This window comes from Streptomyces sp. NPDC047315, from assembly GCF_040643215.1.
GTDB lineage: Bacteria > Actinomycetota > Actinomycetes > Streptomycetales > Streptomycetaceae > Streptomyces.
The window spans coordinates 23,348-45,349 of sequence record NZ_JBEYTZ010000030.1; the positions used below are offsets into that span (position 1 = coordinate 23,348).

Annotated in this window: 12 protein-coding genes; 3 read left to right on the forward strand and 9 right to left on the reverse strand. The window is 74.5% G+C overall.

Annotation, left to right across the window (positions count from 1 at the left end; genetic code table 11):
- Position 1 precedes the first annotated feature (1 nt).
- The 9 genes from ABZ842_RS29385 to ABZ842_RS29425 form a co-directional block, all read right to left on the reverse strand.
- Entirely contained in the window at positions 2 to 7,609 is a 7,608-nt protein-coding gene (locus tag ABZ842_RS29385; RefSeq protein WP_361543240.1) for an amino acid adenylation domain-containing protein, read from the reverse strand.
- Positions 7,596 to 8,465, reverse strand: coding sequence for a 3-hydroxyacyl-CoA dehydrogenase family protein (locus ABZ842_RS29390; RefSeq protein ID WP_361543243.1), 870 nt, complete (start codon positions 8,463 to 8,465; stop codon positions 7,596 to 7,598). The genes ABZ842_RS29385 and ABZ842_RS29390 overlap by 14 nt, the downstream gene beginning before the upstream one ends.
- A complete protein-coding gene (locus ABZ842_RS29395) occupies positions 8,462 to 12,934 on the reverse strand; it encodes a condensation domain-containing protein (protein WP_361543246.1) in 4,473 nt (1,490 codons plus the stop codon). The genes ABZ842_RS29390 and ABZ842_RS29395 overlap by 4 nt, the downstream gene beginning before the upstream one ends.
- A gap of 14 nt (positions 12,935 to 12,948) precedes the next feature.
- Positions 12,949 to 14,925: an amino acid adenylation domain-containing protein gene (locus ABZ842_RS29400; protein ID WP_361543249.1), complete on the reverse strand. Its 1,977-nt coding sequence runs from the start codon at positions 14,923 to 14,925 to the stop codon at positions 12,949 to 12,951.
- Positions 14,922 to 16,013, reverse strand: coding sequence for an HAD-IIIC family phosphatase (locus ABZ842_RS29405; RefSeq protein WP_361543252.1), 1,092 nt, complete (start codon positions 16,011 to 16,013; stop codon positions 14,922 to 14,924). Before ABZ842_RS29405 ends, ABZ842_RS29400 begins: the two co-directional genes overlap by 4 nt.
- Complete coding sequence (locus ABZ842_RS29410; protein WP_361543255.1) at positions 16,010 to 17,023, reverse strand: 3-oxoacyl-ACP synthase; 1,014 nt, start codon at positions 17,021 to 17,023, stop codon at positions 16,010 to 16,012. The genes ABZ842_RS29405 and ABZ842_RS29410 overlap by 4 nt, the downstream gene beginning before the upstream one ends.
- Positions 17,020 to 18,132 carry an acyl-CoA dehydrogenase family protein gene (locus tag ABZ842_RS29415; RefSeq protein WP_361543258.1) on the reverse strand — a complete coding sequence of 371 codons (1,113 nt, stop codon included), beginning with the start codon at positions 18,130 to 18,132 and terminating at the stop codon, positions 17,020 to 17,022. The genes ABZ842_RS29410 and ABZ842_RS29415 overlap by 4 nt, the downstream gene beginning before the upstream one ends.
- On the reverse strand, positions 18,129 to 18,452 hold the full coding sequence (locus ABZ842_RS29420; RefSeq protein ID WP_361543261.1) for an acyl carrier protein: 324 nt from the start codon (positions 18,450 to 18,452) through the stop codon (positions 18,129 to 18,131). Before ABZ842_RS29420 ends, ABZ842_RS29415 begins: the two co-directional genes overlap by 4 nt.
- A 581-nt stretch (positions 18,453 to 19,033) precedes the next feature.
- Entirely contained in the window at positions 19,034 to 19,894 is an 861-nt protein-coding gene (locus tag ABZ842_RS29425) for a class I SAM-dependent methyltransferase (protein ID WP_361543264.1), read from the reverse strand.
- A 108-nt stretch (positions 19,895 to 20,002) separates the two neighbouring features.
- Here ABZ842_RS29425 and ABZ842_RS29430 point away from each other — a divergent pair, with 108 nt between their 5' ends.
- From ABZ842_RS29430 to ABZ842_RS29440, 3 genes are all read left to right on the forward strand, one after another.
- Positions 20,003 to 20,578, forward strand: coding sequence for a TetR/AcrR family transcriptional regulator (locus ABZ842_RS29430; protein ID WP_361543267.1), 576 nt, complete (start codon positions 20,003 to 20,005; stop codon positions 20,576 to 20,578).
- Between the two features lie 144 nt (positions 20,579 to 20,722).
- Positions 20,723 to 21,370, forward strand: a complete 648-nt coding sequence (locus tag ABZ842_RS29435; protein WP_361543270.1) for a hypothetical protein — start codon at positions 20,723 to 20,725, stop codon at positions 21,368 to 21,370.
- The gene (locus ABZ842_RS29440; protein ID WP_361543273.1) at positions 21,367 to 22,002 is read left to right on the forward strand and encodes a hypothetical protein; all 636 of its coding nucleotides are present in this window, start codon (positions 21,367 to 21,369) and stop codon (positions 22,000 to 22,002) included. Before ABZ842_RS29435 ends, ABZ842_RS29440 begins: the two co-directional genes overlap by 4 nt.

A 22,002-nucleotide genomic window follows, 5' to 3' on the forward strand; every position in this document is an offset into this window, starting at 1 on the left:
CCTACTCCTCCTCCAGCAGGCCGAGTTCACCGGCCAGCACCTTGCCCACCCGGGCCAGCGACTCGGGGTTGCCCATGTCGGCGTGGCTGAAATCGCCGTCGAACACGCGAACGCGCCCGTCGACCACGTACGGATCCCAGGAGTCCACCGTCATCGGCACCGACTCGTCGTCCGGGCGGGCCGCGAAGAACAGGACGTCGCCCCGGTACACGTCCGGCTTGAAGGCCCGGCCCAGCGAAAGGTTGTTGCCGTACACCTCGCCCATGCCGAGGAGATACCGCTCGGACAGGCCGGACAGGACGCTGTCGGTGCCCCGCACGATCTCCAGGAACCGCGCCGCCGTCAGCTCCTCCACCCGCAGCGCCGAGGGCCGGACGCCGGCGAACGACAACAGCGCGGCGTACATCGTCTGCTCCCCGCCGAACGCCTCCGCCGGCGGCAGCGTCGGATAGTCGGCGATGACGTACGAGTCCAGGAGGGCGAGCACCCCCACGCGCTCACCGGCGGCCTGGAGCGCGGTCGCCATCGCGTGCGCCACCATCCCGCCGAACGACCAGCCGAGCAGGTGGTACGGCCCCTGCGGCTGGATGCCGCGGATCTGCCGGACGTAGTCGTCGGCCATCTCGGCGACGGTCCGCGGCAGCGGCTCGTCCCGGCCCAGGCCGCGGGCCTGGATCGCGTACACCGGGTGGTCGGCGCCGAGTTGCCGCATCAGCACCGAGTACGTCCAGCCGACGCCCCCGGCGGGGTGCACGCAGAACAGCGGCGGGCGGCTACCGGCGGCGCGCAGCGGCAGCACGACGTCGAACGCGAAGGTCTGGTCGTGCGAGCCCAGCCGCTCCGCGAGGGCGGCGACCGTCGGTGCGACGAACAGCGTCGCCGTGTCGATGCCGGTGCCCCACGTCGACTCGATGCGCCGCGCCAAGCGGGCGGCGAGCAGCGAATGGCCGCCGAGGTCGAAGAAGTTGTCGTCGATGCCGACGGCCGGCAGCCCCAGCGTCTCGGCGAACAACTCGCACAGGTGCTTCTCCTGGACCGTCCGCGGAGCCCGGCCCACCGCGTTGCCGATCGACTCCGGGTCCGGCAGCGCGGCGTGGTCGATCTTGCCGCTGCGGGTGCGGGGCAGCTGTGGCAGCACGACGACCGCGGACGGCACCTGGTACGCGGGCAGGACCTCCCGCAGCCGCTGCGGCAACTCCGTCGGCAGTGCAGCCGCCACCTGCGCCACGGCCGGCTCGTGCACGAGCGCGGGGGTCGGGTCGGCGGCCGGGTCGTACACGTCCCGGACCGCCGCGCCCGCCGCGGCCGGCATCAGGACGACGGCGAACCGGCCGGGTGCCGCGCCCGGCGCGGCGAGCGCGCGGTAGCCGAACTCCTCGCCCACCGCGGCCAGCTCCGCGAGCCGTACGCCCCGGTCGCCGCTCACCGTCGTATCGAGCGCCCCGACCGTGGTGCCCGGGGCCGCGGCGTCCAGGGCCCGCGCCGCGGCGAGGTCCGCGGCCAGCCGGGCGTCGGGGACGTCGGTGACGCGCAGCGGCAGCGCACCGCCGGCCGAGGCCAGCAGCGCCTTCAGCTCGCCCGTCCCGGTCACGTCGGTGCCCCACGCGAGCCGGGTGGCCCCGGCCGCGGACGCGCCCGACAGCGGCGCCTTGTGGAGGGTGACGTCGTAGCGGTACCGCGTCAGCTCGTTGTCGTGCTCGCCGGACTTCAACCGGACGTCGGCCGCGTCGCCGAAGTCGCCGAAGAAGCGCGGCGCGATCGCCAACTCCTTGTCCAGCAACAGCTTCCGGCCCACCGTCAGCCGGGTCTGCGCGACCGTGGTGACCGCGGTGGCGGCACCGATCCCGGCCGCGGTGTACAGCACCGGCCGACCGGCGAGGTCCCGGACGTCGCCGACGAAGACCGTCCCGCCGGGCGCCAGCAGGCGCAGCGCCCCGGTGAGCACCCGCTCCAGGTAGTCGCGCGAGGGGAAGTACTGCACCACGGAGTTGAGGACGACCGTGTCGAAGCGGCCCTCGGGCAGACCGGAGAAGTCGTCCGCGGGCTGGTGGGTGACCGTGACCCGGCCGCTGAGCTCGGGCACGTCGGCGACCTGGCGGCGCAGGGTGTCCGCGGCCACCTCGGAGATGTCGGTGGCGTGGTAGCTCTCGCAGTGCGGGGCGAGCGCGGCGAGGACCGCGCCGGTGCCGGCGCCGATCTCCAGGACGTGCCGGGGCGACAGCTCGCGGACGCGGTCGACGACGGCGTCCCGCCACTCCCGCATCGCCTCCCGGGGCAGCGGCGAGCCGTCGTAGGAGCTGTTCCAGCCGGCGAACGAGTCGCCGAAGGGGGCGCTGCCCCCGCTCTTGCGGTGGGCGCCGTCCTCGATCGCGTACACGCTGTCGTGAACCGCGGCCCAGTCGGTGAGGACCGTCCCCTCCGTGCCCGCGTCCAGCGCGGCGGACGGCTCGGGCACGACGTAGGCGACCAGCCGCGGACCGGTGCCGTCGGCCGTCCAGGTGCGCACGGCCGCCTGCGCCACCGCTTCGTGGGCCAGCAGGGCCGACTCCACCTCACCGGGCTCGATCCGATGGCCGCGGATCTTGACCTGGCGGTCGGAGCGGCCGGCGAACTCCAGGGAGCCCTCCGCGTTCCAGCGGGCGAGGTCACCCGTGCGGTACATCCGCGCCCCCGGGCTGGCGGCGAAGGGATCGGCCACGAAGCGCTCGGCGGTGCGCGCCGGCTGGCCGACGTAGCCGCGGGCGACGGCCGGGCCCGACAGGAAGACCTCGCCCTCGAACCCGGGCGGCACCGGGCGCAGGGCCGCGTCCAGCAGGTGGATCCGGGTCGGCGCGACGGGGCGGCCGATGGTGGTGCTGGTGCCGGTCAGCCCGTCGCTGACGGACGCGCAGACGGTGGCCTCGGTCGGCCCGTAGCCGTTCACCAGCCGGTGGCGCACCGACCAACGGGTCACCAACTCGGCCGGCAGCGCCTCGCCCGCGACGCGGATCACGCAGTCCGCCGGCAGCCCGTTTGCCGGGTCGAGCACCGCGAGCGCGGACGGCGGAAGCGTGACGGCTGTGATCCGCTCCTCGTGCGCGAGGCGTTCCAACCCCGGGCCCGGCAGCAGCCGGTCCGCAGGCGCGACCACGAGCGTCGAGCCGGAGCACAGCGCCTCGAAGATCTCCAGCAGCGCGGCGTCGAACGCGGGGGAGGCGAACTGGAGCACCCGGCCGCCCGGCCCGAGCCGGGACCGCGCGACCGTGGTGCTCAACACCCCCGCCACTCCGGTGTGCTGGACGAGGACGCCCTTGGGACGCCCGGTGGAGCCCGAGGTGTGCACCACGTACGCGGCGTGCGCCGGCAGCAGCGGCCGGGTGCGCTCCCCGTCGGTCACGGGCCGGCCGTCGTGTCCCTCGATCCGGCGCGCGGCGTCCGGGTCGTCGATGACGAGGACGTTCCCGGCCTTGCGCAGCGTCGGCCCGAAGGCGTTCGCCCGGTCGCTGATCACCAGGGCGGGCCGGATGTCGTCGAGGACGTACCGCAGCCGCTCGTCGGGGTATTCGGGATCGATCAGCGCGACCGCGGCGCCCGCGGCGAGCACCCCGAACAGCGCCGTGACGGTCCGGGCCCCGCGCGGCAGCACGAGCGCCACCACCTGCTCCGGGCCGATGCCGCGGGCGATCAGCTCCCGGGCGGTGCGATACGCGGCGGCGGACGCCTCGCGGTAGCTGAGCACCGCGCCGCCGGGGCCCGCGCTGCGGAGCGCCGGCGCGTCCGGCGTCGCCGCCGCCTGCGCGTCGAACAGGTCCGGGACGGTACGGGGCGGCACATCGCCGCCGTCCCCCGAGCCGTCGGCCCGCCCGTACGCGGCGATCGCGGCCCGCTCGGCGTCGTCGAGCACGTCCAACTGCGCCAGTCGTGTCGTCGGCGCGGTGACCATCGCGTCCAGCAGCCGAAGCGCCCGGGCGAGCAGCCGCTTGGCCGTCGCCGCGTCGAGGACGTCCGCACGGTGCAGCAGGAGCAGCAGCATCGTCCCCGACGGCCTCGGCAGCGCCATCAGCGTCAGCGGATAGTGCCCGGCGGTCTCGTTGCGGGCGTCGAGGATCGTCAACTCGGGCACGACGGACCACGGGTCGCGGTCCACGGGGAAGTTCTCGAAGACCATCGCCGTGTCGAAGAGCGACTCCAGGCCCACGGCGCGCTGGATACCGGGCAGCCCGAGGTGGTGGTGGGCGAGCAGCCGCGCCTGCTCGTCCTGGACCCGGCGCAGCACCTCGGCCAGCGTCTCGCCCGGGTCGGTCGCGATCCGCATCGGAATGGTGTTGATGAGGAAGCCCACCATCGACTCGACGTCGGCGACCTCGGGCGAACGCCCCGAGACCGCCACCCCGAACACCGCGTCACTGCGGCCCGTCCACTGCGCCAGCAACAGGCCCCAGCAGACCTGGAAGAGGGTGTTGACGGTGACGCCGAGCCGGGCGGCCAGCTCGCTGAGCGCCGTCGCCTGCCGCTCGGACAGCTCGTGGACGAGCTGCTCGGGCCAGGCCGAGCTGCGTCGCAGCCCCTCGGGGGCGACGAGGGTGGGGCGGACGTCGCCCAGCGCCCGGCGCCACGCCCGCACGGACTCCTCCCGGTCCTGCTCCGCGAGCCAGGCCAGGAAGGTGCGGTGGTGCGGCGCGGCCCCCAGCGCGTCGTAGGAGCGCGGCCGGGCGTAGAGCTGGAACAGCTCACGCGCCACGATCTGGACCGACCAGCCGTCCAGCAGGATGTGGTGGGCGGTGATCAACAGCCGGAACCGTCGGTCCGCCTGCCGGATGAGGGTGAGCCGCAGCAGCGGCGGCTGCGCCGGGTCGAATCCGGCGTTGCGGTCCGCCTCGGTCAGCCGCTCGGCCTCCCGCGCCTGCTCGTCCGGCGGGCGCCCGGTGAGGTCGACCTCGGTCAGGGCCGGCGCCGCATCCGCCGGGACGATCTGCACCGGCCGGCCGGACGGCAGCCGCAGGAAGCCCGCCCGCAGCCCGCTGTGCCGTCGGCACAGGTGTTCGGCCGCGTGACGTAGCGCCTCCGGGTCGAAGGGGCCGACGAAGTCCAGCGCCGCCTGGAGGACGTAGACGTCCTCGTGGTCCCGGTGGTGGTTGCCGTGGAAGAGCAGCCCCTCTTGGAGGGGAGAGAGCGGAAGGACTTCTTCCACGCCCGGGCAGTGCGCGGCCAGCCACTCGCGCTCGCCGGAATCCAGCTCGATCAACGCACGGTCGGGGAGCGCGGCCCGGGGCCCGGGGCCGGCCGCCAGGGGCACGGCCACCTCGCCCAGCAGCGCGGGCGTCTTGCGCTCGAAGACGTCTTGGAGGGAGACGACCAGACCGGCCCGACGGATGCGGCGGACCAGCTTGATCGAGGTGATGCTGTCGCCGCCGACGGCGAAGAAGCTGTCGTCGGGGCCCACGTCGGACCTCCCCACGACCGCGGCGAACACCTCGCGCAGCGTCTCCACCGGCCCGCCGGCCGACGTCGCCGACCGGTCCGAGACCTCGGGGGCCGCGGCCGACTCGGTCAGCGCGAGCCGGTCCACCTTGCCGTTCGGATTCAGCGGCAGCGCGTCCAGCAGCCGGACGGCGGACGGCACCAGAGGTTCGGGCAACTCGGCCCTTACCGCCTCGACCAGCGCCTGCGGGACGCAACCCGGTCCCTCGGGCACCACGAACGCGGTGAGCCGGTGATCGCCCGCGCCGTCGGCGGTGGCGACCACGACGGCCCCGGCTACGGACGGCTGCCGCAGCAGCGCGGCCTCGACCTCGCCCGGCTCGACCCGGTGGCCGCGCACCTTGACCTGTTGGTCGGCCCGACCGACGAACTCCAAGGAGCCGTCGGCGCCCCAGCGGGCGAGGTCGCCGGTGCGGTACATCCGGGCGCCCGGGTCGGCCGCGAACGGGTCGGCGACGAACCGCTGCGCCGTCAGCCCGCACCGGTGCGCGTAGCCGCGGGCCAGGTACTCCCCGGCGAGGTACAGCTCGCCGACGTCGCCGAGCGGCACCGGGCGGAGCGCCGCGTCCAGGACGTGGCAGCGGACGTTCGTCGTGGGCCGGCCGACCGGCGGGTCACCGTCGGCCCGCGGGTCGCACCGCCAGACCGTGGCGTACACGGTGACCTCGGTCGGACCGTAGATGTTGAACACCTGTGCACCTGGCTGGCGTTGCGTCACGGCGCGCACCAGGTCGGCGGGGAGCGGCTCGCCGCAGAAGACGTAGTGCGTCGCCCGCTCGGCCACCCACTCGGCGTCGTGCACCCGCCGGTAGACCGACGGCACGGTGTTCACCAGGCTGCCGGTCCACTCCGGGGCGTCGAGCAGCGCCGGCAGGTTCGCCACCAGGTCCACGCTGCCGCCGGTCATCAGGGGCACCAGGACCTCGAACACCGACATGTCGAAGCTCAGCGAGGTGGACCCGAGGACTCGCTCGAACGCCGGGGCGCCGAGGGCGTCCACCGACCAGGCGGCGAAGTTCACCACGTTCCGGTGGGTGATCACCACGCCCTTCGGGCGGCCCGTCGAACCCGACGTGTAGATCACGTACGCCGCGTTCTGCGGCAGCACGGCCGGGCGGCCGGCCACCGGGACAGCGGCGTCGTGCCCCGCCTCCTCCAGGACCACCGGGCGCACGGGCGAGCCCTCGGGGATCCGGCCCAGCAGCGCGGCCGTCGTCACCACGGCCGCGGGCCGCGCGTCGTCCAGGAGGTAGCGGATCCGGCCCTCCGGATGCTCCGGATCGATCGGCACGTAGGCCGCGCCCGACTTCAGCACGGCCAGCACGGCGACCACCGTCTCGCAGTTCCGCGGCAGCATCACGGCCACCAACTGCTCCGGCCCCGCGCCCCGCTCGACCAGCAGCCGGGCCAACCGGTCCGCGCGCTCGTCGAGTTCGGCGTACGTCAACCGGTCCGCGCCGTGGCTGACGGCCGGCGCATCGGGGGTCCGCAGGACCTGAGCCTCGAAGGCGCCCGGGACGGTGCCGTCCGACACCGCGCGCCCGGTGTCGTTGAACTCGTCGAAGAAGCGCGCCATCTCCTGCCCGTCCGCCAGGTCGAACCGGCCCACGGGCACCTCGGGCTGCCCCGCCAACTGCGCGAACAGGGCCGAGAACCGGCGCCCGTGGTCGTCCCCGACACCCGAGCGGACCTTGACGTCCCACTCGCCGTCGGCAGCGCCGGCCCGTACGTCCAAGCCGGCGACCGGCCCCGCACCGGCTTTGGACGGGGCCGTACGGCCGGCTTCGACCCACTCGCACACCAGGTCCGGATGGTCCGGCGAGGACGGCGCCGTCGGGGCGCTCGACGCGGTGCGGGCGCGTCGGAGCTGTGCACCGGCGGTCCGCGCGACCTCGGCGAACGTACGGCCCGGTGCCAGCGCGAGGCGCACCGGGAGCGTCGCCCCCGCCGACCGGAGGCCGATCGTCACGTCGTGCGCGCCGAACCTGCGGTGGGCGTAAACGGCGACCGCGGCCAGCAGCACCGCGGCCGGCCCGCCGCCGCTGCGCCGGGCGACCCGGGCCAGTGCCGCCGTGTCGAAGCCGACCCGGTCGCGGTCCACGCCCTGCGGGGCGGACCGGTCGTGGCGGTGCGCGTCAGGAGTAGTCATGGAAGCCCTTCCCCGTCTTGCGGCCCAAGTGACCGTCGGCGACCAGCGCGGCGAACGTGGGCGGCGCGGCGTACCGGTCGTCACCGGTCTGTTCCCGCAGCACGGCCATGGTGTCCATGACGTTGTCCAGACCGATCAGATCGGCCGTGCGCAGCGGCCCCATCGGATGGCCGAGGCACTTCTCGAACACGGCGTCGACCGTGGCGCCGTCCGCCGCCCCCTCGTCGACGAGGGCCGCGGCCTGGGCGATGCACAGCATCAGCACCCGGTTGAGGACGAAGCCGGGCCCGTCCGGGACCACGACGGTCTCTTTGCCCAGCCGGCCGAGGAGGGCCAGCGCCCGGTCCATCGTCTCCTGCGAGGTGGCTTCGGCGCGGACCACCTCGACGGTGTCCTTCAGCGGTACGGGGTTCATGAAGTGCAGCCCGAGGACCCGTTCGGGGCGCGAGGTGCGGGCCGCGAGCAGGGCGATGGGAATGGCGGAGGTGCACGAGGCGAAGACCGCGCGCGGTGGGCAGATCCGGTCGAGTTCGGCGAAGAGGGACTCCTTGAGGTCCCGGTTCTCCGGGGCGCACTCGACGACGAACCCGACGCCGTCGAGCGCTTCGGGCGAGTGCGCCCACTGCACCCGGCCGCCGACCTCGGCCGGGCCCCGACCGAGGAGCCTGGTCAGCCGCAGGGACTGGGCCAGCCGTTCGCGCGCCCCGTCCGCCGCCCGTGCGTCGGGCTCGACGAGGACGACGTCCAACCCCGCCTGGATCAGGCTCTGACAGACGCCGACGCCCATGGTGCCGGCCCCGACGACGCCGACCGGCTCCGCTCGGTCCTGCGCCGCGCCGCGGGTGTTCTCGGTCATCGTGCTGCCTCCACCGACAGGTCGGGGTCGAGTGACGGATCGTCTTGGGCGATGTGGCCGATGGCCACCTCGTGCACCGGTGCGGCGGGGTGCGCCAGCGCACCGGCCAACAGCCGTGTCAGATCGGCCGCCAGGTCGGCCGCGGTGCCCGCGTCGAACAGCTCGGGCGCGTAGCCGACCGCGAGGGCGAGCCCGCCGGCCCCGCTGCGGGACCACTCCAGGGCGAGTTCGGCGCCGGACCGGTCCGCCGCGGTGCCGTCCCCGGCGTAGCGCACGGGAAGCGCCGCCCCGTCGGGGGGTTCGGCCGCGGCACGGCGCAGCCGGTCCCGCAGCCCGGTGAAGTCCACCTCGCCTGCGAGGTCCGCCCGCACCACCCGGGGCCCCCGCGCGGTGGCGGCCAGGACCGCCACCGAGTCCTCGCCCGTGTACCAGGCCAACAGCACCAACCAGGCGGCGAGCAGGGCGCCGTCCCAGGCGTCGGGCCCGCCGATGGCCGTCAGCCGGGCGCACAGGTCCTCGTCAAGGGCGATCGTGACGGTGGCGGAGGCGTCGACGGGGGCCGCCGGCCGCGGCCGGTCGGCCGGGACCCGCACCAGCGGCAGCGGCACCGGGGCGCTCGGCGCGGCCGGGCCGGGGCGCCGCGACCCCGCGGCCAACCCCGGGACGGGACGGTCGGCGTCCGTGATCCCGGCGAGGCCGTCCAGGACGTCGAGGTACGCCGAGACCAGCTCCGCCGCGGTCCGTTCGGTGAACAGCTCGGTGCTGAACTCCAGGCACGCGGCCATGTCGTCCTCGCCCTCGCGGTCCGTGGTCACCAGGGTCAGATCGAACTTGGCGGTGCCGGCCGGCATGCCGCCGAACCGGTTGGCGACGGTGTCGCGCGGATCGAAGAAGTCGCCGACCGCGGAGCCGATCGCCTGGACGGGCGGCAGCTCCTGGTGCACGTAGAACACGTCGAACAGCGGTGCCCGACTCAGGTCCTTGTCGACGCCGAGCGCGTTCACCACCCGGTCGAAGGGGATCTCCTGGTGTTCCAGGGCGTCCAGAACCACCGACCGCACCCGGTGCAGCAGGGCACGGGCGCTCGGCGCGCCGGACAGGTCGGCGCGCAGCGCCACCGTGCTGTTGAAGAAGCCGATGAGCCCGTCCAGCTCGGGCCGGTTGCGGCCGGTCGTCGGGGTGCCGACCACGATGTCCCGCTGCCCGCTGTAGCGGGCGAGCAGCAGGTACAGCGCGCTGAGCAGGACGACGAACACGGTCACGGACTCGCGGCGGGCCAACTCCCGCAGCGCCCGCAGGACCGGCGTCGGGACGGTGAAGGGGTACAGGTCGCCCACGAACCGCTTGCGCGCCGGCCGGGGGAGGTCCGTCGGCAGCTCCAGCACCGGCGCGTCCCGCAGCGTCTCGACCCAGTACGCCAGCTCGTGGTCGAGGGCGGAGCGCGTCACCAGGTCGCGCTGCCAGCGGGCGTAGTCCCGGTAGCGGACCGGCAGCGGGGGCAGCTCGGCCCGCGTTCCCCGCTCGCGCGCGGCGTACAGCAGCGGCAGCTCCCGCTCGAAGACCTTGGGGGAGTGGCCGTCGTTCACCGCGTGGTGGACCGTGACCTGGACGACGTGCTCCTGCGGCCCGAGCCGGACCACGAGCAGCCGCAACAGCGGATCGTGCGCGAGGTCGAACCGGACCTGCGCCGCGGCCCGCACCAACTCCCGGGCCGCCAGCAGCGGATCGGGCGCGTCCGAGACGTCCGCGAACCGGTAGAAGTCGCCGAGCTCCGGCCGGATCCGCAGGCCCGGGCCGTCCTCCAGCTCGACGAAGTTGGAGCGGAGCACCTCGTGGCGGTCCGCCAGGTCCTCCCACGTGCCGCGCAGCGCCTCCGGGTCGAGGGGGCCGCGGACGTGGCTGACCATCGGCAGGTTGTACAGCGTGGTGTCGGGGTCGAGCTGGTGGTGGAACCACATGCGTTCCTGTCCGAACGACAGGACCGCCCCCTCCCCGCGGGTGACGGGCGGCAGCGCGCCGGGTGCCGCGTCCGCCGGCGCGATCACCCGGACGAGGTCCGCGACCCGGGGGTGCTCGTAGACGTCGATCAGCTTGGGACGGACGCCGAAGCGCTCGTGGATCCGGTCGACGAGTTGCAGCGCGATGAGGGAGTTCAGACCGAGCTCGAAGAAGTCCTCGTCGGCGCTGATGGGCGCCTCGGCGTGCAGCAGCTCCCGCAGCGTGCCCTGCAACCAGCCGACGCCGTCCGACGCCTCGGCGCGCTGCGGCGGCTCAGCGGCCGTCGGCGCCGGGGGAGCGGGAACGGGTACGGGCGCGGGTGCGGGCGGTGCGGCGACGGGCGGAGGGGGAGGTGCGGACGCGTTGGTGGCCCAGCACGGGGTGCCGAGCAGCGGGTGGCCCGGCAGCCGCACCCGCCGCGCGTCGGCGTGCTCGGGCCGGACCGCGGCCCAGTCCACGTCGATCCCGCTCTCGTACAGCACCCGCACGGCGTCCAACGGCCCGTCGACGAACCGCACAAGGGCCCGCTCGTCGTCCGCCAGGTGCTCGGCGAGCAGTCGTCCCAGCGCGCCGTCCGGGCCGGGTTCGAGGAAGAGGACGGGCCCGTCGGCCAGCAACCTGCGGGCGACGCCGAGCAGTTCGTCCACGTCGACGGGGGCGGCGTGCGCGGCGGCGAACTCGGCCGGTTCGACGGGGGCGCGCCGGCCCAGCACGTGCCGGGCCGCGAACCGGGACGAACCCGCCCCGAGCACCGCGTCGAACGCGACGCCGTGGCCGTGCAGCACGTCGTACGCGGCGATCTGCGCCGCGAGCACCCGCGCCGCCCGCCCCGTCGCCGGCAGGCCCGGCGGCAGCGCGCCACCGGTGACGCCGGCGGGCGGTGCGTCCGGCGACAGCAGCAGCGCCACGGCCGGTGGCCGCCCGCCCGCGGCCCGTCCGTCGTCAGCTCGTAGCCACGTCGCCTCGGCGGCCAGCTGCACGGCGAGTTCCCGGGTGCTGCCCGCCGTCACCGCGATGCGGTGCGGATGGTGCGTACGGCCCTGGTTGAGCGTGAAGGCCACGTCCCCGAGGGGCAGTTCGCCGTCGCGCAGGGCGAGCGCCAACTCGCCGCACAGCAGCGCGAGTGCCTCCTGGCTGCGGGCGGAGACCCCGACCAGCTCGGGCCCCGTCGTAGGGCCACCGCGCCGCGGCGGCTCCGGCGGCTGCGCCACCACGCAGTGCGCGTTCACCCCGCCCAGGCTGAAGGAGCTCACCCCGGCGAGCCGCGGCCCACCGTCCCCGCCTTCCCAGGCGCGCGCCGCGGTGACCACCTCGATCCGCTCCGCGGCCAGGTCGACGTCCCGCGTCGGACGCGCGAAGTGCAGCGAGGGGTACAGCTCGCCGCGGCCCGCGCTCAGCACGGCCTTCACCAGGCCGACGATTCCGGCTGCGTGGTCGAGGTGACCGATGTTGGTCTTCACCGACCCGATCGGCAGGGGCGCGGTGCGGCCGGCGAACGCGGCGGCGATCGCCTCCAGTTCGACGGCGTCCCCGAGCCGCGTCCCGGAGCCGTGGGCCTCCACGTATCCCGCGCGCGCCGGCTCGACGCCCGCAGCCGCCCACGCCTTGGCGATGACGCGCCGCTGCGCCACCGCGCTCGGCGCGCTGATGGTGCCCGTGCTGCCGCCGTTGTGGAGCGTGGCACTGCCCCGGATGACGGCGTGGATCGGGGTCCGGTCCGCCGTCGCGCGGCGCACGGTGGTCAACAGCAGGGCAGCCCCGCCCTCGCCGGAGACGGTGCCGTCCGCGTCCGCGTCGAACGCCCGGCACCGGCCGCTCGACGACACGAGTTCGGCGAATCCGGCCGTCTCCGCCGCCGGGACGCCCGCGATGCGCAGGCTCACCCCGCCGGCGAGGGCGTACTGCGCGTCACCCGAGCGCAGTTCGCGACAGGCGTGGTGCACCGCCACCAGGGAGCCGTTGCACCCGGTGTCGACGGCGTGGCACGGCCCCTCCAGGCCGAGCGTGTGCGCGATCCGCGCGGGCAGCCCGAACGGCACGTTGCCCAGGGTGCCGAGCGCCCCCTGCTCCCCGACGAGGGCGTGGTAGCCGGACGCGGCGGCGCTGAAGACGACCGCCGTGTCACTGCCGCGGAAGCCCGCCACCGAGTAGCCGGCGTCCTCGATCGCCCGGTGGGCGAGGACGAGGGCCATGCGGTGCTGCGGGTCGATCAGCGCGGCCTCGCGCCGCGACAGCTTGAAGAAGGCGTGGTCGAAGGTGTGGATGTCGTCGACGTGCCCCATGGGCAGCCGCGGTACGGCCGGATCCAGGCCGGTGGCCTCGGCGCGCGGCGCCGGCATCGGGCCGATGCTGTCCCGTCCGGAGGCGAGCCCGGCGCGGAACTCCTCCAGGGTCGACGCGCCGGGGACGTTCAGGCCGATGCCGACGATCGCGATGTCGTCGGCGTCGACGCCGGGATGGGACCCGGACATGGTGGCTCCCCTCGTCATATCTCGAACAGGACCGGACCGTCGGACCGCGGACCCGCGTCCGGGGCGTCGGTCCGGGGGTCGGGCCCGGGCGCGGCGGCGGGCGCCCGGTCGCCGGCCGCCTCCAGGGCCTTCGCCTGCGCCGCCACGGTGGGCAGGTCGAAGAGCTGGCCCACCCGCAGCGCCCCGGGCCAGTCGCGCTCCAACCGCAGGTGCAGGTCGACGACGCGCCGGGAGTTCCCGCCCACGTCGAAGAACACGTCGTCCAGGCCGAAGTCGTCGTGCTGGAGCACCGCCGCCCAAAGCCCCGCCAGCGACCGCTGCAGCGGAGACCACCGCTGCCGACCGCCCGTCGCGGTCCGTGCGGCGGCCGGCGTCAGCAGTGCGCGGAGCGCAGCCTCGTCGACCTTCCCGGTGCGCCCCAGCGGGAACCCGCCGACGGCGACGAAGCGTTCCGGCACCGCCTCGGCGACCAGCAGCGGTGCGCAGTGCGCCAGCAGCTCCCGTACGCCCGGCAGCACCGCGGTCCCCTCGGCGGGTGTCCAGAAGGCGACGAGCGCGGTCTCGCCGTGTTCGTCGGGCACGGGGAGCACCACGGCCTGTGCCACGGCCGGGTGGCTCTCCACCGCGGCCGTCACCGCCGCCCGCTCCAACCGCACGCCCCTGACCTTCACCTGGCCGTCGGACCTGCCGTGGAACTCCAACTCCCCGCCCTCGTTCGTCAGCACCAGGTCACCGGTGCGGTACATGCGCGCCCCCGGCCGGTCGGCGAAGGGGTCGGCGACGAAACGCGCGGAGGTCGGCCCGGGGCGCCTCGCGTACCCGGCGGCGACCTGCGGGCCTCCCACGTACAGCTCGCCCACGACGCCCCGGGCGACGGGGTGCAGCCGCCCGTCCAGCACGTACGCTGTGCAGCCGCCGGTGGGCCGGCCGATGGGGACGGGCGGGGCGAGCGGCCCGCGCACCGGGTGGGCCACACAGGTGACGGTCACCTCGGTGGGGCCGTACTCATTGCGCAACTCGACACCGGGCAGCAGCGCACGGTGGCGCTCGACCACCGGGACCGGCAGGGACTCGCCGGCGACGACGACCAGCCGCAGGTGCGAGTCGAAGCCCGCCGCCCAGGGCAGCACGAGTCGGTAGAACGACGGGGTGACCGCCAGGTGCGTCACCCGCCGGACGGCGATCAGACGGGCCGTGGCCTCGGCGTCGGCCAGCTCGTCGGGGCCGGGGAGCACGGCCGTACCGCCGCTCCACAGCGCCCACAGCGTCAGCAGCAGCGCCCCGTCCCAGGCGAACCGCATCGCGGAGAACGCCACCGGGCCCGACGCGTGGTCGTGGTGAGCGCGGCTGGCGAGCATCGTGATCAGGTTGTCCGCGGTGACGATCACCGCCTTGGGACGGCCCGTCGTGCCCGAGGTCGAGATGACGTACGCGGGAGAGCTCCCCGGCACGCGGACCGTGCCGCCCTGGGCCTCGCCCGCACCGAGCGGCACGACCGCAACGCCGGAGCCCGCTTCGAGCAGCGCGGGGGCGGCGTCGCGCCCGTCGGAGAGGAGCCGACGCACCGCGTGCACGGGCGTCGCCGGATCCGCGGGGTCGAACACCACGGCCCCGCAATCCACGTCGTCGAGCAGGGCGCGCAGCGTCACCACCGGGTGGCCGGGCTCCACGACGCACCAGGCCGCACCGATTCGCGCCGCCGCGACCATCCCGACGACGGTCTCGACGCCCTGCCGCCGGTACAGCACGACGATCCGGCCGGGCCGAACGCCGGCCGCCGTCAACCGGGCGGCGAGCGCGGCGCTCGCCCCGTCCAACTCCCGCCAGGTCAGCGAGGTCCGGCCGACCGCGACGGCGGTGCGGTCGGGGACCCGTGCTGCGTGCCTGAGGAGCGTCGAATCCGGGCCGTGCCAGGTGTTCGCCCCGCGCCCGCCGGCCACGTCCACGTCGCTCACGTCGGCCGCTTCGGTTCTGCCGGCCGCGTCGGTCATCGGTCGTCCCCGGCGACGACGGTGACGTGGGCCGCGTGGGGGGAAACGCCGCCCTCGTGGACGAGGAGGGTGCCCTCGCCGGTCGACTCGGCGACCGTGAAGCCGGCGAACCTGAGGGTCACCAGCATCACCCGGTTGACCTCGGTCGGCACGAACTCGGCCAGCGGACGGTGCCCGGCCGCCCGGGCCCGCTCCACGACGTGCCCGATCAGCGCGGTGCCGACGCCCCGGGACATCACCCGGCACGACATCAGCAGCAGGAGCAGCACGGAGTCGTCGCCGCGCAGCTCCGACACCGCGAGGCCGATCGTGCCGTAGGCGCCGAAGCGGTCGCGGAGCGTGGCGACCAGCACCTCGTGCCGGTCGGACGCGCACATCGCCCGCAGCTGCGCCATGTCGTACGTCTGACCCGTGGTGTTGAGCTGGTGGGTGCGGACCGTGAGTTCGTGGGCCCGGGCGAGGTCGTCCTCGGTGGCCCGCCGGACGGTCATCACCAGCTCCAGGCCGGTGAGGAAGTCGGCGTTCGTGCCGGTGAAGTACTCCTCCGCGTCCGTGCGCCGTCGCTCCGCGCGGTACATCTCGCGGCGCCGGCGGGCCTCGTCGGTGATCACCGCGGGGGTGAACTCGGGCAGCCCGGGCAGCTCGGCGAGCTGCTCGACCGGATAGCACCGCACCTCGGGCAGGGCCGTGGACACCTCGGCGCGCTCGACGGGGTCGTTGTCGACGAAGGCGACCGCGTCCAGACCGATGTTGAGGGCGTCCGCGATCCTGCGCACCGCCTCGGACTTCGGCCCCCAGCCCACCTCGACCGCGCAGAAGAGGTCGGCCACGCCGTGCTTGCGCAGGTTCTCCGCCGCGGGGCCGTACTCGCTGCGGCTGGCGACCGCGTGCAGGATCCCCCGCTCGTCGAGCGCCCCCAGCACCCCCAGCGCCTCCGGCGTGGGCACCGTGGCGTCCTGCTCCAGCAGGACGCCCTTCCACAGGGTGTCGTCGAGGTCCCAGACCAGACACTTCACCGTGGGGCGGGACGTGGAATCCGTCGTAGGCCGCGCCGCGGGTCCCGTCGTGCGCTTCGTCGTGGGCGTCACCGTGAAACTCCCCCTTCCCGTTCGCCGAGGCGGCGCAGCAACCACGTGCTCCAGGCCGCCACCGGGCTGCTGTTCATCACGAGGGCGTGCTCGCCGGGCGCCTGGGTGGCCGCGGCGTCCGTCAGATTGATCAGGACGTCCACGGAGCCGAGATGGCCGTACGCGGCGAGGTTGCGCCGGCACACGGGGTCGATCTCCACGTCCAGCGCCTCCTGCCAGAAGGCGAACGCCCCGGCCGCGAGGTTCTGGGTCAGATGCGTGCCGACCCGGCTCGCGGCGAGTCCGTTGCGGGCCAACAGCTCCGCGTTCAGCGCGGCGAAGCGCTTGCGGCTCTCCACGGCGAGTCGGAACGAGTACGTCGGCTCGTCCGCGCACTCCTCGACCCAGTCCCGCGACGGCAGGTCGCGGTAGTCGATGCGGAAGAGGTCGGCGTAGCTGCCGTCGCTGCGCACGATCTGGTCGACCAGCTCGTGGGTCCCCTCGCCGTCCACCGTCAGCAGGACCGCCGCTGCGCCGTCGCCCAGCAGGGTCATCGGCGGTCGGTACCTGGCCCGGGTCGGGGTCCGGGCCGCGGCGACGACCAGGACGGTGCGACAGCGCGGGTCACCGCGCAGCAGCGCGGAGCCGAGCGCGAAGGCGGCGGAGACCGAGACACAGCCGAGGTCGCCGACGCCGGTCGCGAATGCGCGGTGAGCGCCGAGCCGGTGCTGCAGTCGGGTCGCCTCCGAGGCCAGCAGGTACTCGGGCACCCGGCCCTGCACCAACAACAGGGCGTCGACGTCGGCGGCGTCGAGGCCGGCGCGGTCCAGCGCTGCGCGCGCCGCCCGCTCCGCCAGGTCGACCTCGGACGCCTCACCGGCGTCCCGCACGGTGTCCACGCCGAGCGAGAGTGCGTGCTCGCGCCGCAGCGCGGGAAGGTCGGCCAGCTCCGGCAGTTGGTCGACGGCGAGCCGTCGCTCCGGGAACCAGGTGGCCACCGGGCCGACGGTGATGCGCCGTTGCGCGGTCATCGCGCACCGCCGGCGTGCGGCAGGCCCAACAGATGGCTCCCGATCATCACTTCGGCCACCTCGTCCGCGCCCTCGATGATCTGCATGACCTTCGCGTCCCGGAAGAACCGGGCGACGGCGCTGCCCGGAGCGCAGCCCGCCGCGCCGAGCAACTGCACCGCCTTGGCGGACACCGAGGCGGCGGCCCGGGCGGCGGCGTACTTGGCGGTGACGGTGGCCACGATGGACCCGGGGTCACCGTCCTCGCGCAGCGCGGCGGCGCGTACGCACAGCTCCTCGGCCGCCCTGACGGTGACCGCGCAGCGCCCGAGCGCGGCCCGGACCGTCTGGTGGTCGCCGAGCGGGGCGCCGCCCTGCGTACGGCTGCGGACGTGTGCCACGGCCTCGTCGAGGCAGGCACGGGCCATGCCGACGCAGCCCCAGGCGACGGTGTAGCGGCCGTGGTCGAGGGCGGTGCCGAGCACGTGCGAGAGGCCGAAGCCGGGCGGAGCGATCAACTGGCGCTCGGGCAGGGCGGCGCCGTCGAGGGTGACGTGGGCGAGCCGTGCGCCGCGCAGCCCGAGTTGTCCGGTGACCGGCTCGATCTCGACACCGGCGCGGTCCGTCTCCACGAGTCCGGCAACCAGCCCGCCGGGGGCCCGGCCGAGCACCAGCAGGACGTCGGCGACCTCGCCGAACGTCACCCACAGCTTGCGCCCGTACACCCGGTGGTCCCCGCCGCCGCCCGGTCGGAACTCGCAGGCGACGGCAGACAGGTCGGTGCCCGCACCGGGCTCGGTGCAGGCCACGGCCGCCAGCCGATCGCCGCCGACCAACTGCGGCAGCCACTCGGCGCGCTGCTCGGCGGTGCCCCACCGGTCCAGGGCGGCGTTCACCATGCCCTGGACCGTCGTCAGGGCCCGCAGGGAGGAGCACACAGCGCCCAACTCGGCAGTGACGTCGCCCAGTTCACGGGCGCTGGTGCCGCCCCCGCCCAGGTCGACGGGTCGGTCGAGGCCGAGCAGCCCGTGGTGGGCGGCCAGCCGTATCGCCTCCGGGGGCAGCCCGTGCTCGTCCCAGGCGTCCGCCTCGGCGAGCGCGGTCTTCACCAGCGGCTCGACGTCGATCACAGTGCCGCTCCGCCCGCCGGCCCGCCGTGCGCACCGCGCTTGGCGGCCACGAAGCCGGCGACGCGCGCGGCGGTGCGGAAGCTGTCCAGGTCCAGGTCCGCCACGTCGACGGTGATTCCGTAGGTCCGCTCCACGTGGGTCACGATCTGCAACGCCTGGAGGGAGGCCACGAGGCCGAGCGCGAAGTAGTCGTCGTCGGGCCCGAGTTCCGTGCGGGTGAGGGAGCTGAAGTACTTCTGCAACTCGGCGACGAGGTCGTCATCGCCGGGCCGCGGCGGCTGGGCCGTGTCCAGCGGCGGACGGCCTTCCTTGGTCGACATGCGAGGTGGACTCCGATCGGCAGTTGCTCAGCGCAGAGACGACGGCTTTCGCTTGTGCACATGACAGCGAAGAGAGGAGAACGAAGAAGAACGGCAGGAGAGCGGAGAAGGGTCAGGAAGGGCGGGCGCACGTCATCGGAATCCAGCAGCTGCCCGGTCGAAGCATCCCGCTTCGTTCCACGAGAAAGGCCCTAGCATCCGCACGGAAAGACTCCCCCCGAGTTTTGCGTCTGCACACGTAACGCAAAAAATTCTCACGCGGAGCACACGACGATTCCAGACCCCGTCCGTTATCACGTGCCCCTTGGCTGGATACCTTCTGTGCCGCCCCCGGGGCGTAGCTGCCCCCGGTGTCCGGGGGCAGCACTCCCGAATCTCCTTGCCTGATACAAGAATCTCCTGGTGGGAGGGGTGGGGCGCCCTGCTGCTTCCGGTGCCGACGGTTTTGACGGTGCGGAAGGTGTGCGGCAGCAGGGGCGCGCCGTGGCGGAGAAATGACGGCGGAGGGCCCGGTGATCACGCCGTAAAGACGTGTCCACCGGGCCCCGGGCCCGTCCGCACCCCGTGACGGAAGGGGTGGATCAGTCGGACGGCGTGCGCTCGCCGCGGGTGCCGGTCAGCAGCCAGCCGGTGCTGCGCAGGGGCAGTGCGCCGGCGTTCTCGTACGGACGCAACTGCTCGGTGAGCACCTCCCGGACGCTCTCTTGGATCCCGGGGCCGAGGCCCGCCAGCAGATGGCGCCCCGGGCCGGAGCAGAGCAGGAAGGCCGCCGCCTCCGCGGCGTTGCGGCCCCAGATCCCGTACGCCCGGATGCATTCGGCCTGCACGTGCAGGAAGCCCGCCGACGTCAGCGCCGAGACCGCGGTGTCCCGGTCGGCGAGGGAGAACATGCCGGGGCTGCCGGGGGTGCCGAAGTCCCCGGTCGGCAGGAGGGGGTCCAGGGACCGCAGCGCCGTGAGCCACTCGTTCTCCGCGGGCTCGGCGGCGGCGAGCAGGGCGATGCGGCCCCCGGGGCGCAGGGCCCTAGCGATGTTGGCGAACGCGGCGACGGGGTCGGCGAAGAACATGATGCCGAAGCGGCTGATCGCGACGTCGAAGGTGTCGGCGTCCAGCGCGTGCACCTGGGCGTCGCCCTGGACGAACGAAGCGTTGGTGATGCCGGCCCCGGCGGTCCGGGCCCGGGCCAACTCCAGTACGGGGGCGGACAGGTCGATGCCGAGGGCGCTGCCCCGGCCCGCCGTGGCGGCGGCGAGCCTGGTGGTCGCTCCGCCGCCGCAGCCGACGTCGAGGACCCGGTCCCCGTCCTGGATGGCGGCGGCGTCGAGCAGCGGCAGGTCGAAGTTGGCGTTGATCGCGTTCCAGCGGTCCTGGTGATGGACCCAGTGGGTACCTTCGTAACCGTTCCACGCCTTTAACTGGGCGGTGTTGACGACTTCGTGCATGGGGCGGACTCCTTCGACGCAGTGGTTGGACGCCCTAGAATGGGCGCCTGCCCAAACGGTATGGGCGCTCGCCCATACTTGCAATCCCCTGTCCTCGGGAGGGACTTGATGTCACCGCGTGGAATCGCGATCCCCGATCTGCGTGAGCGGCTCTTCGGCGCGGCGGAGCGCGTGATGTCCAGGGACGGAACGCTCACCAGCCGGGCGATCACCGAGGAGGCGGGCTGCGCCAAGGGCGTGCTGCACACCCACTTCGCCGGGCTGGACGCATTCGTCGCCGAACTCATCCTCGACCGCTTCGCGCGGATGGCCGAACACGCCGACGACCTGCCCGCCCGCGTCGGCACGGGCACGGTGACGGACAACCTCAACGCGCTCGCCCGTGCCGTGCTGACCCTGGACAGCGCCGTCGTCGCGTTCTCCCTGACCCGTCCCGCCGCGGCGCGCACGGTCCGCGACGCCTGGCGGTCCGGCGCCCCCGGCTTCGGCGTGGTCCAGCAGGCGATCGACGGATACCTGCGGGCGGAGCAGGAACAGGGGCGCGTGGGGGAGGGGACCGACACGGAATCCATCGCGCTCGCCCTGGTGGGCACCTGGCACCACCTGCTGATGAGCGGCGCGGGCGGGCCCGACCCCGTCGAGGCGGTCACCCGCGTCACCCGCGCCCTCATCCCCGAGGCCTGACCGCCCGCGGCTCCGCCCGTACGCCGGCGCGGCACCCCTACCGCGCCGCATCGCGGGCCCGGTAGGGTCCGAAGCCGCCACCGACCAGGTGGACGCGTTGCCCAGGCACGACAGTCGCCTCCGCCGGGGCGCTGGGAGGTCCCGTTGTCCAGACCCGCGACCGTTCTGTTCGACGTCGGGAACGTCCTCTTCCCCGACCCGTGGGAGACCCTTCTGCTCACCCCGGGCAAGGGGCTGGCCGACCGGCACGGTCTGGACCCCGGCGCCCTCGCGCGCACCGCACGCGCCCTGTGGCACCGCTTCAGCACGGTGGAGTCCACCGCCGACGCGTACTGGGACGCCCTCGCCCGGGAGACCGGCGTCCCCCTCACGGCCCGTGCGGTCGAGGCGCTGGAGGCCGAACTGCTGCATCCGCACCCCCGCGCCGCCGAGTTCCTCGCCCGGGCGGCCGAGGGCGGCCGGGCGGTGGGCGTGGTCTCCAACAACACCTCCTTCTGGTACGCCATCCAGTCCAAGGCGCTCGACCTGGACCGGTACGTCGAACCCGGTCTCGTGTTCCTGTCGTTCCGGTACGGCGCGGAGAAGGGGAGCCCCGGCCGGGGCCTGTTCGAGCTCGCCGCCGAGCACACCGACGCCGCCACCGCCCTCGTCGTCGAGGACCGCCCCCCCAACGTCCTGCGGGCCCGGCGCGCGGGTTTCCGCACCGTGCACTACGCCATGGACCAGGAGGACGACGCCCAACTCGACGAGTTGCTGTCCCGGCTGTCCGGGTCGTCCCGGCCGTCCGCATGACCACCGGCGCTGAGCCGCCGCCGGACCCGGCCGCTCAAAGGCCCCCGCCGCCGATGCAGTACGACCAGCTCTCGGCGCTGTTGGCCGAGTACAACTCCCTGCGCCAGGAGAGCCTGCAAGCCATCAGCAACCGCATCGCCATCATGAACTTCGCCTTCACCTCCCTGGCGGTGGTCCTCGCCGCCCTGCTCACCTCCTCCGTGTCCCGGGTCGTCCTGATACCGGTGAGCCTGGTCTTCGTGCCCGCAGCCGCCAAGGCGAGCCTGCTGATCTGGCTCGGCGAGTACCACCGCTCCCAGCGGGCGGGTCGCGGCGTGGCGCGCCTCGAACGGCGCATCAACACCCTGCTCGGGGACGCCGACCTGGTCGGGTGGGAGTCCCGACTGGTCTCCAGCGGCACGCACATGGGCTACCCGTACATCGCGACCGCCCTGTTCATCCTCAGCACGGGGGTCCTCGGGCAGGCGCTCGGCGGCTACTACGCGGTGGATTCCGCCGCCCGCGCCGGGACGGCCGCGGCGGTCGCGACGGCGCTCGCCGTCGCGGTGTACGCCGTCGCGGGGGAGACGCTGTTCACGCTCTTCTACCGGCGGCGCTGGCGGGCGATCCGCTCCTACACCCACAGCGCCTGA

Bases quoted from the DNA above. Each gene is read 5' to 3' on its own strand.
- ABZ842_RS29430 (WP_361543267.1), top strand. From the start codon at position 20,003: ATGTCACCGCGTGGAATCGCGATCCCCGATCTGCGTGAGCGGCTCTTC.
- ABZ842_RS29410 (WP_361543255.1), bottom strand. From the start codon at position 17,023: ATGACCGCGCAACGGCGCATCACCGTCGGCCCGGTGGCCACCTGGTTC.
- ABZ842_RS29420 (WP_361543261.1), bottom strand. From the start codon at position 18,452: ATGTCGACCAAGGAAGGCCGTCCGCCGCTGGACACGGCCCAGCCGCCG.
- ABZ842_RS29390 (WP_361543243.1), bottom strand. From the start codon at position 8,465: ATGACCGAGAACACCCGCGGCGCGGCGCAGGACCGAGCGGAGCCGGTC.
- ABZ842_RS29400 (WP_361543249.1), bottom strand. From the start codon at position 14,925: ATGACCGACGCGGCCGGCAGAACCGAAGCGGCCGACGTGAGCGACGTG.
- ABZ842_RS29395 (WP_361543246.1), bottom strand. From the start codon at position 12,934: ATGTCCGGGTCCCATCCCGGCGTCGACGCCGACGACATCGCGATCGTC.
- ABZ842_RS29440 (WP_361543273.1), top strand. From the start codon at position 21,367: ATGACCACCGGCGCTGAGCCGCCGCCGGACCCGGCCGCTCAAAGGCCC.
- ABZ842_RS29425 (WP_361543264.1), bottom strand. From the start codon at position 19,894: ATGCACGAAGTCGTCAACACCGCCCAGTTAAAGGCGTGGAACGGTTAC.
- ABZ842_RS29385 (WP_361543240.1), bottom strand. From the start codon at position 7,609: ATGACTACTCCTGACGCGCACCGCCACGACCGGTCCGCCCCGCAGGGC.